This window comes from Microbacterium sp. NPDC056234 (genome assembly GCF_042267585.1).
Classification (GTDB): Bacteria; Actinomycetota; Actinomycetes; order Actinomycetales; family Microbacteriaceae; genus Microbacterium.
In genome coordinates, this window is sequence record NZ_JBHJTE010000003.1 from 130,501 (window position 1) to 144,000 (window position 13,500).

At 68.3% G+C, this 13,500-nt stretch carries 15 protein-coding genes; 6 read left to right on the plus strand and 9 right to left on the minus strand.

Annotation, left to right across the window (positions count from 1 at the left end; all coding sequences use genetic code 11):
- Positions 1-8 precede the first annotated feature (8 nt).
- From ACFCYE_RS10025 to ACFCYE_RS10040, 4 genes are all read right to left on the minus strand, one after another.
- A complete protein-coding gene (locus ACFCYE_RS10025; protein WP_376178380.1) occupies positions 9-1,739 on the minus strand; it encodes a cytochrome c biogenesis protein ResB in 1,731 nt (576 codons plus the stop codon).
- Positions 1,720-2,493: a cytochrome c biogenesis CcdA family protein gene (locus ACFCYE_RS10030; protein ID WP_376178381.1), complete on the minus strand. Its 774-nt coding sequence runs from the start codon at positions 2,491-2,493 to the stop codon at positions 1,720-1,722. Before ACFCYE_RS10030 ends, ACFCYE_RS10025 begins: the two co-directional genes overlap by 20 nt.
- Positions 2,490-3,074 (minus strand): TlpA family protein disulfide reductase, encoded by a 585-nt coding sequence (locus ACFCYE_RS10035; protein WP_376178989.1) that lies wholly within the window; start codon positions 3,072-3,074, stop codon positions 2,490-2,492. The genes ACFCYE_RS10030 and ACFCYE_RS10035 overlap by 4 nt, the downstream gene beginning before the upstream one ends.
- A 115-nt stretch (positions 3,075-3,189) precedes the next feature.
- Positions 3,190-3,594 carry a MerR family transcriptional regulator gene (locus ACFCYE_RS10040; protein WP_376178382.1) on the minus strand — a complete coding sequence of 135 codons (405 nt, stop codon included), beginning with the start codon at positions 3,592-3,594 and terminating at the stop codon, positions 3,190-3,192.
- Positions 3,595-3,646: 52 nt separating this feature from the next.
- On the opposite strand from ACFCYE_RS10040, the gene ACFCYE_RS10045 reads away from it, so the two are divergent.
- Positions 3,647-4,552 carry an NAD(P)/FAD-dependent oxidoreductase gene (locus ACFCYE_RS10045; RefSeq protein WP_376178383.1) on the plus strand — a complete coding sequence of 302 codons (906 nt, stop codon included), beginning with the start codon at positions 3,647-3,649 and terminating at the stop codon, positions 4,550-4,552.
- A 16-nt stretch (positions 4,553-4,568) separates the two neighbouring features.
- On the opposite strand, the gene ACFCYE_RS10050 is transcribed toward ACFCYE_RS10045, so the two are convergent.
- The 4 genes from ACFCYE_RS10050 to ACFCYE_RS10065 are packed head-to-tail and all read right to left on the minus strand — an operon-like array spanning position 4,569 to position 6,722.
- Entirely contained in the window at positions 4,569-5,192 is a 624-nt protein-coding gene (locus tag ACFCYE_RS10050; RefSeq protein ID WP_376178385.1) for a histidine phosphatase family protein, read from the minus strand.
- Positions 5,193-5,196: 4 nt separating this feature from the next.
- On the minus strand, positions 5,197-5,562 hold the full coding sequence (locus ACFCYE_RS10055; RefSeq protein ID WP_376178386.1) for a DUF5684 domain-containing protein: 366 nt from the start codon (positions 5,560-5,562) through the stop codon (positions 5,197-5,199).
- 22 nt (positions 5,563-5,584) lie between these two features.
- On the minus strand, positions 5,585-5,881 hold the full coding sequence (locus tag ACFCYE_RS10060; protein ID WP_376178387.1) for a winged helix-turn-helix domain-containing protein: 297 nt from the start codon (positions 5,879-5,881) through the stop codon (positions 5,585-5,587).
- Positions 5,862-6,722, minus strand: a complete 861-nt coding sequence (locus ACFCYE_RS10065) for a hypothetical protein (protein ID WP_376178389.1) — start codon at positions 6,720-6,722, stop codon at positions 5,862-5,864. The genes ACFCYE_RS10060 and ACFCYE_RS10065 overlap by 20 nt, the downstream gene beginning before the upstream one ends.
- 108 nt (positions 6,723-6,830) lie before the next feature.
- Between ACFCYE_RS10065 and aspS the strand changes: the two genes are divergently transcribed.
- Positions 6,831-8,612: an aspartate--tRNA ligase gene (gene aspS, locus ACFCYE_RS10070; RefSeq protein ID WP_376178390.1), complete on the plus strand. Its 1,782-nt coding sequence runs from the start codon at positions 6,831-6,833 to the stop codon at positions 8,610-8,612.
- Positions 8,613-8,696: 84 nt separating this feature from the next.
- Here the strand turns inward: aspS and ACFCYE_RS10075 are convergent, their stop codons facing one another.
- On the minus strand, positions 8,697-9,146 hold the full coding sequence (locus ACFCYE_RS10075; protein WP_376178392.1) for a hypothetical protein: 450 nt from the start codon (positions 9,144-9,146) through the stop codon (positions 8,697-8,699).
- Between the two features lie 248 nt (positions 9,147-9,394).
- Here ACFCYE_RS10075 and ACFCYE_RS10080 point away from each other — a divergent pair, with 248 nt between their 5' ends.
- Genes ACFCYE_RS10080 through ACFCYE_RS10095 form a run of 4 tightly spaced genes read left to right on the plus strand, consistent with a single transcriptional unit; the run spans position 9,395 to position 13,339 of the window.
- Entirely contained in the window at positions 9,395-10,537 is a 1,143-nt protein-coding gene (locus ACFCYE_RS10080; RefSeq protein WP_376178393.1) for an ABC transporter substrate-binding protein, read from the plus strand.
- Positions 10,534-11,460 (plus strand): ABC transporter permease, encoded by a 927-nt coding sequence (locus ACFCYE_RS10085; RefSeq protein ID WP_376178395.1) that lies wholly within the window; start codon positions 10,534-10,536, stop codon positions 11,458-11,460. Before ACFCYE_RS10080 ends, ACFCYE_RS10085 begins: the two co-directional genes overlap by 4 nt.
- Positions 11,457-12,251 (plus strand): ABC transporter permease, encoded by a 795-nt coding sequence (locus ACFCYE_RS10090; RefSeq protein WP_376178396.1) that lies wholly within the window; start codon positions 11,457-11,459, stop codon positions 12,249-12,251. The genes ACFCYE_RS10085 and ACFCYE_RS10090 overlap by 4 nt, the downstream gene beginning before the upstream one ends.
- Positions 12,248-13,339, plus strand: a complete 1,092-nt coding sequence (locus ACFCYE_RS10095) for an ABC transporter ATP-binding protein (RefSeq protein WP_376178398.1) — start codon at positions 12,248-12,250, stop codon at positions 13,337-13,339. The genes ACFCYE_RS10090 and ACFCYE_RS10095 overlap by 4 nt, the downstream gene beginning before the upstream one ends.
- The last annotated feature ends 161 nt before the right edge of the window (positions 13,340-13,500 follow it).

Sequence of the window (13,500 nt, forward strand, 5' to 3'; positions counted from 1 at the left end):
GTGTCAGTCTACTTTCGGGAGTCGTTACGGGAATCGTCGAGCAGTCGTTCGTGCCCGGCCGCGAGATCGGCGACGGCCTTGGCGAGCGTCGGGTCCTCGCCGCGCGCGAGACCGGCGTACTCCAGGTGGACGGCGCCGTCGCTCGCGGTCGCCTTCACCCACATGCGTCGACGAGGCACGAAGAGCGCCAGCCCGAGGCCGCCGAGGGCGAGCAGTGCGAACACGAGCACCCAGACCGCCGAGGCATCGTGGTGGACCTGCAGCGACGCGAAGCGCTTGACCGACTGCGTGAAGTCCCCCTCGGCCGTTCCCGCCGGCGATTCGTCCTCGAACGTGACGGTTCCGAGGCCGTTCGGCAGGTCGGCGGTCTCGCCGGGCATGAGCTCGAGCGATTCGACGCCGGAGTCGCCACCGGCGATCTCGGTGAGATCCGTGGTGTCCAGCGTGTAGACCGACCGCGGCGTTCCGTCGTCGATTCCGAGGTCGCCCTGGTACACCCGCAGCGTCAGCAGCGGCGAGTAGGTGTCTCCGTATACGGACGAGTAGGCACCGGATTCGAGCTGGACCTGGGTCGGGTAGAAGAACCCGAGCATGCCCAGCTGCTCTGGCATCCCGTCCGTCACCTTGACGACCCCCAACGAGGTCATGTTCGTGTCCTGCGGCAGGAACTCGACCGAGTCACGGAACACCACGGTGCCTTCCGCATCGCGCACGGTGATCGTGGGAGCGTAGCCGTTGCCGAGCAGGTAGATCTTGTCGCCGGAGATCTCCAGCGGGTGGTTCACCCGGACCGCACCATCCCACTCGGTGCCGTTCGTGTCGCGCACGGACACGTTGGCGGCGAAATCGCCCGCCTGCCCGGAGGCGGTCGAACCGAACTCCTGGTAGGTGACGTCGAAGGAGTCCAGGGTCATCGCGTACGGCGCCAGGGCGTCGTCGCCGACGAAACGGCCGCGGTTCATGGAGTTGTAATCGACCAGGGAGTTGACGAACGTCTCTCCCTCGACGACGACCTTCTGCCCCGTGTACGCGAATCCGCCGCCGATGCCCACCGTCACGAGCACTCCGACCAGCGCGATGTGGAACAGCAGATTGCCTGTCTCGCGCCAGTAGCCGCGCTCGGCGGAAACGGAGAACGTCCTGCCTGCGTCGTAGCGCTCGACCCGGTAGCCGAGTGCCTTCAGCTGCTTCTGCGCCACATCTGCGGCACGGGATGCTTCGGTCTCGGCATCCTCGGCTGATCCGGCGACCGCGCGGTCGACCTCGGCGTGGTCGGCCAGGCGCTTCAGTCGCGCCGGCGTCCGGGGCGGGCGGGTGCGCAGCGCCTTGGCATGGTGCCTGATCCGTGGGATGACGCAGCCGACGAGCGACGTGAACAGCAGCAGATAGATCGCCGAGAACCACGGCGACAGATACACGTCGAACATGCTCATCGCGTCGAGCACGGGGAACATGTCGGGGTTGTCGGCCTGCCACTGCGTCACGCCGTTCGGATCGGCCATGCGCTGCGGGAACACCGAACCGGGGATCGCTGCGATCGCGAGGATCAGCAGCAGCACGAGCGCGGTGCGCATCGACGTCAGCTGCCGCCAGCCCCAGCGCAGCCAGCCGACGAAGCCGAGCTTGGGTTGGTTGACGGCGGAGTCGTCGCCGTCGATGTGGTCGGACGGGCGCAAGGGGTCTGCGGACTCGGAGCTCACGGCATCCTTCTCGGTCGAACTAGAGCGGGAGGTAGACACTGCCCATCACCGCCTGCAGTCGCGACATGATGGTCGTCCAGACGCCCGACACCATCAGGATGCCGAGGACGATGAGCATCGCGCCGCCGATGATGTTGAGCGTGCGGATGTGGCGCCGGAGGAACCCGATGGTGCGGGCCGCCCAGCCGAATCCGAGTGCCGCGAGCAGGAAGGGGATGCCGAGGCCGATCGAATACGCGATGCCGAGGAATCCGGCGCGCACAGGATCGCCGACGTTGATCGAGAGCGCGACGATCGCGGCGAGGGTCGGGCCCATGCACGGCGCCCACCCGATGCCGAGAGCGACGCCGAGCAGCGGAGCGCCGATGATGCCGGCCCTGGAGTCGACGTGGAAGCGCCACTCGCGCTGCGCGAACCCGAACAGGCCGAGGAAGACCAGCCCCATCAGGATGATCACGACGCCGAGGATGCGGGTGAGCAGGTCGCCCCACTGCAGGAAGAAGACGCCGGCCGCGCCGCCGAGCACGGTGAACGCGACGAAGACGACCGTGAAACCGAGGATGAAGAGGAGCACGCCGAGCACGAGACGGCTGCGGGTGGTCACGGCCGTCGTCGTCGCCCCCGGCGCAGACGTCGAGCCTGCCCGCTGCGGCACGGCCGCACCGAGGAATCCGAGATACCCGGGCACGAGCGGCAGCACGCACGGGGAGAGGAACGAGATGAGCCCGGCGAGCATCGCGACCGGAATCGCGAGCAGCAGGCTGCCGTCCCCGATCAGCGCTTGGATGTTCACGCGCTCTCCGCGAGCGCGTCCTTGACCAGCGTCTCCAGGATCGATGCGCTCTCGAGCTCGCCGAGGACTCGTGCGGCGACCCGCCCCTGCTTGTCGAGCACGAGTGTCGTCGGGGTCGCCTGGATGGAGATGACGCGCGCGAACGCGAGCTTGGCCTCGCCCGTCTGCGCGTCCATCAGGCTCGGGTAGGTGATGCCGTAGGTCTCCGCGAAAGCCTTGGCCGTATCGGGCTCGTCCAGCGTGTTCACGCCGATGAACGCCACGCCCTCGTCCTGATAGTCCTGCCAGACCGCCTCGAGATCCGGCGCCTCCACCCGGCACGGCGGGCAGCCCGCGTACCAGAAGTTGACGACCGTGACATCGCCGGCGAGGTCGGCGCTGTCGAACTCCTCGCCGTCTTCCGTGACACCGGCGAACTCGATCGGATCTTCCCGGTCTTCGGGCGCGATCTCGAGCACGGTAAACCCGTTGGCGGCGATGTAGCCCTTGTCCTCGCCGTTCAGATACTGCTCTGCGACAGGATCCGGCGCACACGCGACGAGGCCGACGGCGAGCACCGCGGCGAGCGCGGCTCCGAGCATTCCCCGCGAGCGGGAACGGGAGATCTGGCCGGCGCGGTCGGAGAGAACCGTGTGATCGGGCACGGCCCCAGTCTACGTGGCGGATTCTATGGGTACTCTGAGCCTTCTGCCAGTCTCAGAACCGCGCCAGAACGTCTTCGACGCCGGCCCGGAACCTCGGGCAGGTGGTGATGTCGTGGGCGGTGCAGCGCAGGGCGTGCTCGGTCATCTCGCGGGATCGGCGCATCTCCTCCATGCGCTGATCCAGGTCATCCAGATGCGCATGCAGAACCTCGTGCCGACCCGAGCGTCCGTCATCCAGCAGCACGGCGATCTGCTCGAGAGTCATGCCGGCAGCCTTGCTGCGCTGGATCACCGCGATGCGGACGATGTCGTCCTGGCCGTACCGTCGGCGGCCGGCGTCATCGCGCTCGGGCCGGAGCAGGCCGACGCTCTCCCAATGACGGAGGACGTTCGTGGGGAGATCGAAGCGCTCGGCGACCTCGCCGACGGACCACGGGCGCGAAGGACTTGACTTCATGTTGACATGAAGTCACAGACTGATCCCGAAAGCAAGATCGGGAGGAGATCTCATGTACGACGTCATCGTGATCGGCGCAGGCCCCGCCGGCCTGCAGGCTGCTCTGACACTGGGCAGGATGCACCGCTCCGCACTGGTGCTCGACTCGGGCGAATACCGCAACGGGCCGGTGGCCCACATGCACAACGTCATCGCCAACGACGGCACACCGCCGGCGGAGTTCCGCACCACCGCCAGTGGCCAGCTGGCCGCCTACTCCGATGTGGAGACGCGGGATGCCACCGCGACCCGCATCGTCGGTGCCGCCGACGACTTCACGGTCGAGTTCGCCGACGGCAGCTCCGAGAGCGCCCGCCGGATCGTCCTGGCGACAGGCATGGCCGACGTGCTGCCCGCCGTGCCAGGGCTCGACGAGCTGTGGGGTCGAGGCGCCTACACCTGCCCGTTCTGCGACGGTCACGAGTTCAGCGGCGCGCGCATCGGCATCCTCGGCGCCGCCGAGCGCACCTCGCATCTCATCGGCCTGCTGGGACGCATCGCGGATGAGATCGTCGTGTTCCCGCTCGACGTCCCGGCCGACCCCGCTGCGGCGGCCCAGCTCGCCCAGGCCGGTGCGGTCGTGCACTCGGCTCCCGTCGCGAGCGTGAGCGGAGCGGATGCCGAGATCACCGTGCGCACCGCCGACGGTGACGTCACCGTCGCCGGGCTCTTCGTGGCTGCGGGCTCCGCGAGCCAGCGGGCACCGTTCTCCGATCAGTTGGGTCTGCGGATGCTGCCGTCTGGTGCGATCGAGGTCGACGACTTCGGGCGCACCTCGCTTCCTGGTGTGAGCGCCGCAGGCGACCTCGCCCACCGCGCAGCACTGCCAGGGATCATGGCGTCGGTCGTCGCAGCGGCGGCAGCGGGTCAGCTCGCCGCCGTCGGCGTGATCCAGGAGCTCATGGCGTCACCGCGCTGACAGTCGAGTCGGCGCGTCAGACCGCACCGAGGTCGACACCGGCCGCAGCGGGCTCCGCATAGCCGACCTCGCGCCAGACGTCACCGACGCGCTCGAACGAGGTGACGCTGGAGAGCGAGCAGCGCCGCGTCCGCGGGTCGTGCTGAAGCCGCAGGCCGGCGACCGACAGATGCGTGATCCAGATCGGCGCCTGGTGCGAGACGAACACGATGTCACCGGCATCCGTCCCGTCCCAGGCGTCGTTCATGGCCTGGCGCATGCGCTCGGCGATCGAGACGTACGCCTCCCCCCAACTGGGCGCGGACGGCCGGCGCAGGTGCCACCAGTTGCGCGGGTCGCGGAGCGCCCGGCGCATGCGGGTTCCTTCGAAGACGTTCGTCGGCTCGATGATCCGCTCGTCCTTCGCGGCGGGAAGACCGAGCATCTCGGTGAACGGCTCAGCCGACTCGCGGGCGCGCTGCAGCGGTGAGCAGCGCAGGTCGACCACGGGGTGGTCGAGGCCGACGACGTACTCCGCGGCGGCGCGCGCCATGGCACGCCCTGCGTCGCTCAGGCGGAAATTCGGCAGCCGCCCGTAGAGCACGCGGTCGGGGTTGTGCACCTCGCCATGGCGAACGAGATGCAGTCGCTCGGCCGGCACCCGGTCAGACCTTCCGGTACTGGGCTGACCCGAACCCGATGATCAGGTGTCCGATGAAGGGGAACAGCCAGAGCAGGAAGAAGGAGAAGGCGCCGCCCTTGCCGAAGTTCGCACCCTCCTTGATGGCCACGACGATCGCGAAGACGAAGTTCACGACCGGGACGAGGTAGAGCAGCGCGAGCCATCCGGACATGCCGGCGATCTTGACCAGGAAGACCCAGTTGACGATCGGGATCAGCGCCAGGATGCCGGGATACCCGGCCTTGACGAACACCTTCCACATCGTCACCGCGTACAGCACGTACAGCACGATGCCCGTCACCACCGAACCGGTTGAGAAGAGCTGCTCGGTGATCAGATTCGAGTCCATGGCCGCGAGTCTAGCGAGTCCGTCACGCGTGCCCCGTGATCGCTCGCAGCGCCGCGACGTGACGCTCGAGCGCGCGCCGGCCTTTGACCGTGGAGCGCACCCAGGTGCGAGGGCGCGCGCCGACGTACCCCTTCGTCACCTTCACGTACCCGAGCTTCTCCAGGTGGGAGATGCCCTTGCTCAGCGCCGAGTCGTCGGCCTCGATCAGGTCGCGCAGGCTCGCGAAATCGAGTTCGACGTCGCCGCTGAGCGCCGCCATGGCCGAGAGGCGCACCGGCGTGAGGAGCGCCTCGTCGAGGTCATGCCGCGGATGAGCCACGGCTGCGCCCGGGGAGCAAAGCGGAGATGACGAGGGATGCTGCGACGAGCGCACCGGCGCCGACGGCGATGCCGGGGGTGACGACGTGGGTCGCTGCGATCAGCACGGAAAGCAGGAACATGATCATCGACGCGATGCCGAAGGCGATCCACTGGGGGAACCGCCACTCGTAGCCGACGTTGGCGAAGCCCCACGGCTCGTTCCGGACCGCCAGTCCGATCACGACGATCATCATGCCGAGCATCATTACGAGCCAGCCGAGCGCCGGCACGAACACGACCGCGCAGACCAGACCGAAGAACACTCCGAGGAATGCCGTGGTGAGGCGCACAGGAAGGGACAATCCGACCGATCGTTCTTCCGCACGGTCAGCGGTCGGCGCATCGGTGCGCAGAATGACAGCGAGTGGTCGCGCGCTGAACACCACCAGCGCCACGACCGCGAGCACGAGCGCGACCCACCACGGGTAGCGGTCGATCGTGTCGGGGTGGCGATCTGCAACGATGCCCCAGACGAAGACGGCGGCGACCATGACGACGAACAGCGCCACCGCGATCCAATCCGCCCGCGTGAGGAGAACCCTCTTCCCGAAACGCTCGTTCGCGCCGCTCACGAGTGCGGAGGAGATGATCACGGGCGGCAGGATGAGGGTCGCCGTCGTCCCGCCGAACGCCTGTACTCCTCCCTCGGCGGAACCGGTGAAGGCGAACACCCCGATGTAGCCGGCGAACAGCGCGGCGATCGCGATTTGCAGCACAGCGTGCTCGCGCGGCATCCGCTTCACCTGCGCGCGAAGTTCGTCGATGCGACGCAGCTCCTGCGCTTCTTGTCCACTTTCCATCTGGAAAGTATCTGCCAGATGTCAAGCGTCTGCAACCCCTCCGCCGGCGCTTCCCGCGCGCGCCCGTAGAATGGGCGGGTTCCCTTTTCCGAACTGGAGGAATCTTCCGTGCTTCGCACTCACACGACCGGCTCCCTGCGAGCCGAGCACATCGGTCAGACCGTCACCCTCACGGGTTGGGTCGATCGTCGTCGTGATCACGGAGGAGTCGCGTTCATCGATCTCCGCGATGCGTCCGGCATCGCCCAGGTGGTCATCCGCGACGAGGAGATCGCGCACCCGCTGCGCAGCGAGTTCGTCCTCAAGGTCACCGGCACCGTCTCTGCGCGTCCGGCCGGGAACGAGAACCCGAACCTGCCGACCGGAGAGGTCGAGGTCATCGCCGCCGAGGTGATCGTCCTCAACGAGTCCGCTCCCCTGCCGTTCCAGGTGTCCACCGGCCTCGAAGGCGGCGACCCGATCGGCGAGGACGTGCGCTTCAAGCACCGCTACCTCGACCTGCGGCGCCCGTCGTCGGCATCCGCTCTTCGTCTGCGCTCCGACGTGAACAAGGCGATCCGCGACGTGCTGCACACGCGCGACTTCCTCGAGGTCGAGACCCCGACGCTGACGAAGTCGACCCCGGAGGGCGCCCGCGACTTCGTCGTGCCCGCGCGCCTGCACCCGGGCAGCTGGTACGCGCTGCCGCAGAGCCCGCAGCTGTTCAAGCAGCTGCTCATGGTCGGCGGCGTCGAGAAGTACTACCAGATGGCTCGCTGCTACCGCGATGAGGACTTCCGCGCCGACCGTCAGCCCGAGTTCACGCAGCTCGACATCGAGATGAGCTTCGTCGACCAGGAGGACGTCATCTCCCTGATGGAGGAGCTCATCCCGGCGATGTGGGCCACCATCGGCGTCGAGGTGCAGACGCCGCTGCCGCGCATCACCTACGCCGACGCCATGGCGAAGTACGGCTCCGACAAGCCGGACCTCCGCTTCGGCCTGGAGCTCGTCGAGGCGACGGAGTACTTCGCAGAGACCCCGTTCCGCGTGTTCCAGTCCGACTACGTCGGCGCCGTGCTCATGCCCGGTGGCGCATCGCAGCCGCGCAAGGTGCTGGACGCCTGGCAGGACTGGGCCAAGCAGCGCGGCGCACGCGGCCTCGCGTACGTCCTGTTCAACGAGGACGGCACGCTGGGCGGCCCCGTCGCCAAGAACCTGTCCGAGGCCGAGCAGGCCGGACTCGCCGAGCTCGTGGGCGCGAAAGCCGGCGACTGCGCGTTCTTCGCCGCCGGCTCGGCGAAGGACTCCCGTGCGCTGCTCGGCGCCGCGCGTGTCGAAATCGGACGCCGCCTCGGCCTGCTGGACCCCGACACGTTCGCCTTCACCTGGGTGGTCGACGCCCCGATGTTCGAGCCGGCAGCGGATGCCGTGGCATCCGGTGACGTCGCCGTCGGAGCCGGAGCCTGGACGGCCGTGCACCACGCGTTCACCGGCCCGAAGCCGGAGTTCGAGGACACCTTCGACACCGATCCCGGGTCGGCGCTCGCGTATGCGTACGACATCGTCTGCAACGGCTCCGAGCTGGGCGGCGGCTCGATCCGCATCCACCGCGAGGACGTGCAGAAGCGCGTGTTCGAGGTCATGGGCATCAGCGATGAGGTGGCCGACGAGCAGTTCGGCTTCCTGCTGGACGCATTCAAGTTCGGCGCTCCGCCGCACGGCGGGATCGCACTCGGCATGGACCGCGTGCTGCAGCACCTCACCAAGACCGAGTCGATCCGCGAGGTCATCGCGTTCCCGAAGACCGGCAACGGCTTCGACCCGCTGACCTCGGCTCCGGCACCCATCACGGATCAGCAGCGCGCCGAGGCCGGCGTCGACTTCGTCCCGGAGGATGCCGAGGCCTGACCCCGTCCTGTCTGCGAGACCCCGTCGTATCCAGGTGGATACGACGGGGTCTCGTCGTTCAGGAGAGGCTTCGCAGGCCGGAGGTCATGCCTCGTCGGCGTCGGACAGGTCCTCCACCGAGACCGGCACGTGACCGGCGAAGAGCACGCCGATGCCGTACTCCTCTGCCATCGCGAGCGGGCTCTCGGCGAACCGGATCATCCAGGTGCCGTCCTGCCACACGACGACCTCCGGCTCGTCGAACGGCGCCGGTCGCCTGGCGAGCAGCGCACGCTGATCGTCCGCGAGCCCCCAAGAGTCCCCGGCGAGCTCGCTGGCGAGGAACTGCTCGGCGGCGGCCCGAAGCTCATCGAAGTCCGAGATGGCGCCGACCGCGGCATCCAGAGCCTGAGCGGACGGCTCGGCCGCCGGCTCGATCAGCAGGGTGATCTCGCCGCCGTCGAACGTGCCGCTCCAGCAGGCGATGTTTTCGGGTGCGTCCAGCCGGTCGAGGGAGATTCCCGTCACGTCGATCGTCTGCGGCAGTTGTGTCATGGGCACAGTCAAGCAGGTCCTGCTCGGCCTCGAGTCGGGCAACGGCGAGGTCGTCGAAGTCGAGGGCCGATGTGCTCTCCCAGACCCCCGCTGTCGATATCCGCAGCCGGGGGTCTCGTCGTCGGGACGCAGCGCCGCCACCAACGCGACACTTCGTGTTCATTCGGCTCGCCTCTGTGCGTCATCGAGCGCGAGTACGTTCCTCGCGAACCCGGCAACCCTGCGCCGGACACCCGAGAGGAACCCCCATGGCACCCGTCATCCGTCGCGCCCGCTTCGCTACCGGCATCGCCCTGACCGCCGCCGCGGCGCTGATGCTCACTTCCTGCGCCGCGGAGGCATCCGGAACCTCAGAAGGTTCCGGCGACTCGACCGACGCCGCGACGGCCACGTCGCTCGCGGACTTCGGAACCCTGGCCGACCTCGAGACCGCCGCGAAGGCGGAAGGTCAGCTCAACGTCATCGCGCTCCCCCGCGACTGGGCGAACTACGGCGAGATCCTCGACCTGTTCGCCGAGAAGTACCCCGAGATCACGATCAACGAGCAGTCGCCGGATGTGTCCAGCGCGGAGGAGATCCAGGCCGCCGAGACCAACAAGGGCCTGGACACCGCTCCGGATGTGTTCGACCTCGGCCTGACCGTCGCGCTGCAGAGCACCGACCAGTTCGCGCCCTACCAGGTGGAGACGTGGGACGACATCCCCGAGGAGCTCAAGGAGCCCACCGGCCTGTTCGTCGGCGACTACGGCGGGTACATGTCCATCGGATACGACTCGTCGAAGTTCCCGGCACCGGCCGCGCTGGACGACCTGCTCGGCGCGGACTACAAGGGATCCGTCGCGATCAACGGCGACCCGACGCAGGCCGGCGCCGCCTTCGCGGCCGTCGGCCTCGCGACAGTGCAGTCCGACGGCACCCTGGACGACTTCCAGCCCGGCATCGACTTCTTCGGCGAGCTGCAGACCGCAGGCAACCTCCTCAAGGTCGACGTGACCACGGCGACGGTCGCCAGCGGCGAGACCCCGGTCGTCTTCGACTGGGACTACCTCAACGCCGCGCACACCGCCGACAACGAGAACTGGGAGGTCGTCGTCCTCGACGGCGTCGGCTACGCCGGCTATTACAACCAGGCCATCAACGTGGACGCCCCGCACCCGGCGGCAGCACGACTGTGGCAGGAGTTCCTCTACAGCGACGAGGTGCAGAACCTGTGGCTGAAGGGCGGTGCGCGCCCGGTGCGCATGGAGGCCATGATCGAGGCCGGCACCATCGACACCGACCTCGCCGATGCGCTGCCCGAGGCGCCCGCCGAGACGGTCGTCCCGACCGAGGAGCAGTCCGAGAACGCCGGCACGCTGCTCGGCGAGAAGTGGGCAGCGGCCGTCCAGTGACGCTCGTCGCCACGGCGGGGGCGGATGCCGCGGCATCCGCCCCCGCGCCCGCTCCGACGCCGGGACGCAAGCGTCCTGGCATGTCGTTGTCGTGGCTGGGGCTGGTCCCCTTCACCGCCTACGTGCTGCTGTTCCTCGCCGTGCCGACCGTGCTCGCGATCGGTTCCGGATTCTTCACCGACGACGGCTCCTTCACGTGGGCGAACGTCGCCGCGCTCGGCGATCCGGTCGTGCTGACCACCTTCGCGAACTCGGCCTGGCTGTCGCTGCTGACCGCGGTCGTCGGCGCCGTCGTCGGCGCGCTCGTCTGCTACGCCCTGCTCGGCATGAATCCACAGGGGGGTATCCGCACGACAGTGGATGCCGCGGCCGGCGTCCTCGCTCAATTCGGCGGCGTCATGCTGGCGTTCGCGTTCATCGCGACGATCGGCACCCAGGGCGTCGTCACCGTGTTCCTGCGTGACGCCTTCGGGCTCGACATCTTCGCGAACGGCAACTGGCTCTACGCGCTGCCCGGGCTCATCCTCCCGTACATCTACTTCCAGGTGCCTCTCATGGTCATCACGTTCATGCCCGCACTCGCCGGGCTCAAGCCGCAGTGGGCGGAGGCGAATCTCACCCTCGGCGGGACCCGCGCCAGTTTCTGGATGCGCGTCGGCCTCCCCGTGCTCGCGCCGTCGTTCCTCGCCAGCCTCCTCCTGCTGTTCGCGAACGCCTTCTCGTCCTACGCCACTGCCGCTGCGCTGGCCAGCCAGGGTTCGCAGATCGTGCCGCTGCAGATCCGCGCGGCCCTGACCAGCGAGACCGTGCTCGGCCGCGAGAATCTCGCCGGAGCACTCGCGCTCGGCATGATCGTCGTCGTCGGCGTCGTGATGTTCCTGTACTCCCTGATCCAGCGGCGCGCGGCGCGGTGGCAGTCGTGAACTCGCTGGCGCCCCGAGGCGCGACACGATGGATCCTCGGCATCCTCGTGGGCGGGTTCTTCGCGATCCCGCTGATCTCGACCCTGCTCTACACCCTGCGGATGCCGGACGGCACGTACTCGTTCGAACGCTGGGCCGGCCTCGCCGATCCGAGCATGACCGCGACGCTCCGACCGATCTGGACCGGCCTGGGCAACTCGCTGCTCCTCGCCGTCGTCACGGTCGCCATCGTCCTGCTCGTGCTGACGCCCACCATGATCCTGGTCAACCTGCGTTTCGAGCGTCTGAAGCCGCTCTTCGAGTTCGTGGTGCTGCTGCCGATCTCGATCCCCGCGATCGTCCTGGTCGTCGGGCTCGCCCCGATCTATCTGCAGGTCGGGCGGATGCTCGGCACCGGCGCGTGGACGCTCGCATTCGCGTACGGGGTCACGGTGCTGCCGTTCGCCTACCGCTCGATCCAGGCGTCGATGGATGCCGTCGACCTGCGCACCCTCGCCGAAGCCGCCCGCTCGCTCGGCGCGGGATGGACCGCCGTCGTGCTGAAGGCCCTCATGCCGAACATCCGGCAGGGGCTGCTGGCGGCGTCCCTCATCTCGATCGCCGTCGTCCTCGGCGAGTTCACCATCGCCTCCTTGCTGAACCGGCAGGTGTTCCAGACGGCCATGGTCGTCGTGCAGAAGCAGGACCCGTACGCGCCGGCCATCTTCACGCTCCTCGCCCTGCTGTTCTGCTTCCTGCTTCTGCTCGTCATCGGCCGCCTCGCCCGCGGCACCCGAAAGGCGCACTCATGACCACCGACAACGCTCTGCCGGCCACTGCCGACAACCTCCTGCTCGCGGAGGCCGGCGATGGCACTCGCGTTCAGCTCCAGAGCGTCGTGAAGGACTACGGGTCGAACCGCGTGCTGCACGGCGTCGACCTCGACATCGCCCCCGGCGAGTTCGTCTCGCTGCTGGGCCCGTCCGGATGCGGCAAGACCACGGCGCTGCGAGTGCTCGCCGGACTCGAGCGCGCCGACGCCGGTGCGGTGCTGCTGGGCGGTCAGGATGTATCCCGCGTGCCGACGAACAAGCGAGACATCGGCATGGTGTTCCAGTCGTATTCGCTGTTCCCGCATCTGCGGATCGTCGAGAACGCCGCTTTCGGTCTGCGCAGGCGAGGCGTCGGCAAGGCAGCATCCGCACGGCGCGCGCTCGACGCCCTGGCCCTCGTCGGACTCGACGGCTTCTCCGACCGGTACCCTCACGAACTCTCCGGCGGACAGCAGCAGCGCGTCGCGCTGGCCCGTGCGCTCGTCACCGAGCCGAAGGTGCTGCTGCTGGACGAACCGCTTTCAGCTCTCGACGCGAAGGTGCGCGTGCAGCTGCGGGACGAGATCCGCCGTATTCAGCTGCGCCTGGGCATCACGACGGTGTTCGTGACTCACGATCAGGAGGAGGCCCTCGCGGTGTCCGACCGAATCGCGGTGATGAATGCCGGTCGCATCGAGCAGATCGGCTCTCCCGAGCAGCTGTACACGACGCCCGCGACAGCCGGAGTCGCCGCGTTCGTCGGCCTCTCCAGCGTGGTCTCGGGCGTCGCGGAAGGCGATCATGTCGTCGTCTGGGGACAGCGACTGCCGCTGCAGTCGCCGGCTGACGGCCCGGTCGACGTGTATCTGCGTCCGGAGAACATCCGTTTCGCCTCTGACGCGGCTGCCGCCACGACAGCGCATGTCGAGGAGAGCACGTTCCTCGGCAGCATACGTCGAACGCTCGTACGCACGGAGTCCGGAGAGCTCGTGCGGCTCCAGCACTCCCCCGACATTCGTCCCTTCTTCGGCGAGCGCGTGCTCATCAGCATCGCACCGGAACCCGTCGCCGTGGACGCGCGAGGCTGAGCACCGGCCGCCCGATGCCCTGTCCCGGCTGCGGGAGGCCTCCTGGCTGGAGGCGATGCTCGGACCATCATCGTGAGCGTTCACGAAGGGCTTGACGGCTTCTCGCGACGAGACTAACGTGACAAGCTCGTGAACGTTCACGGACCTGCTCGAAAGGACGA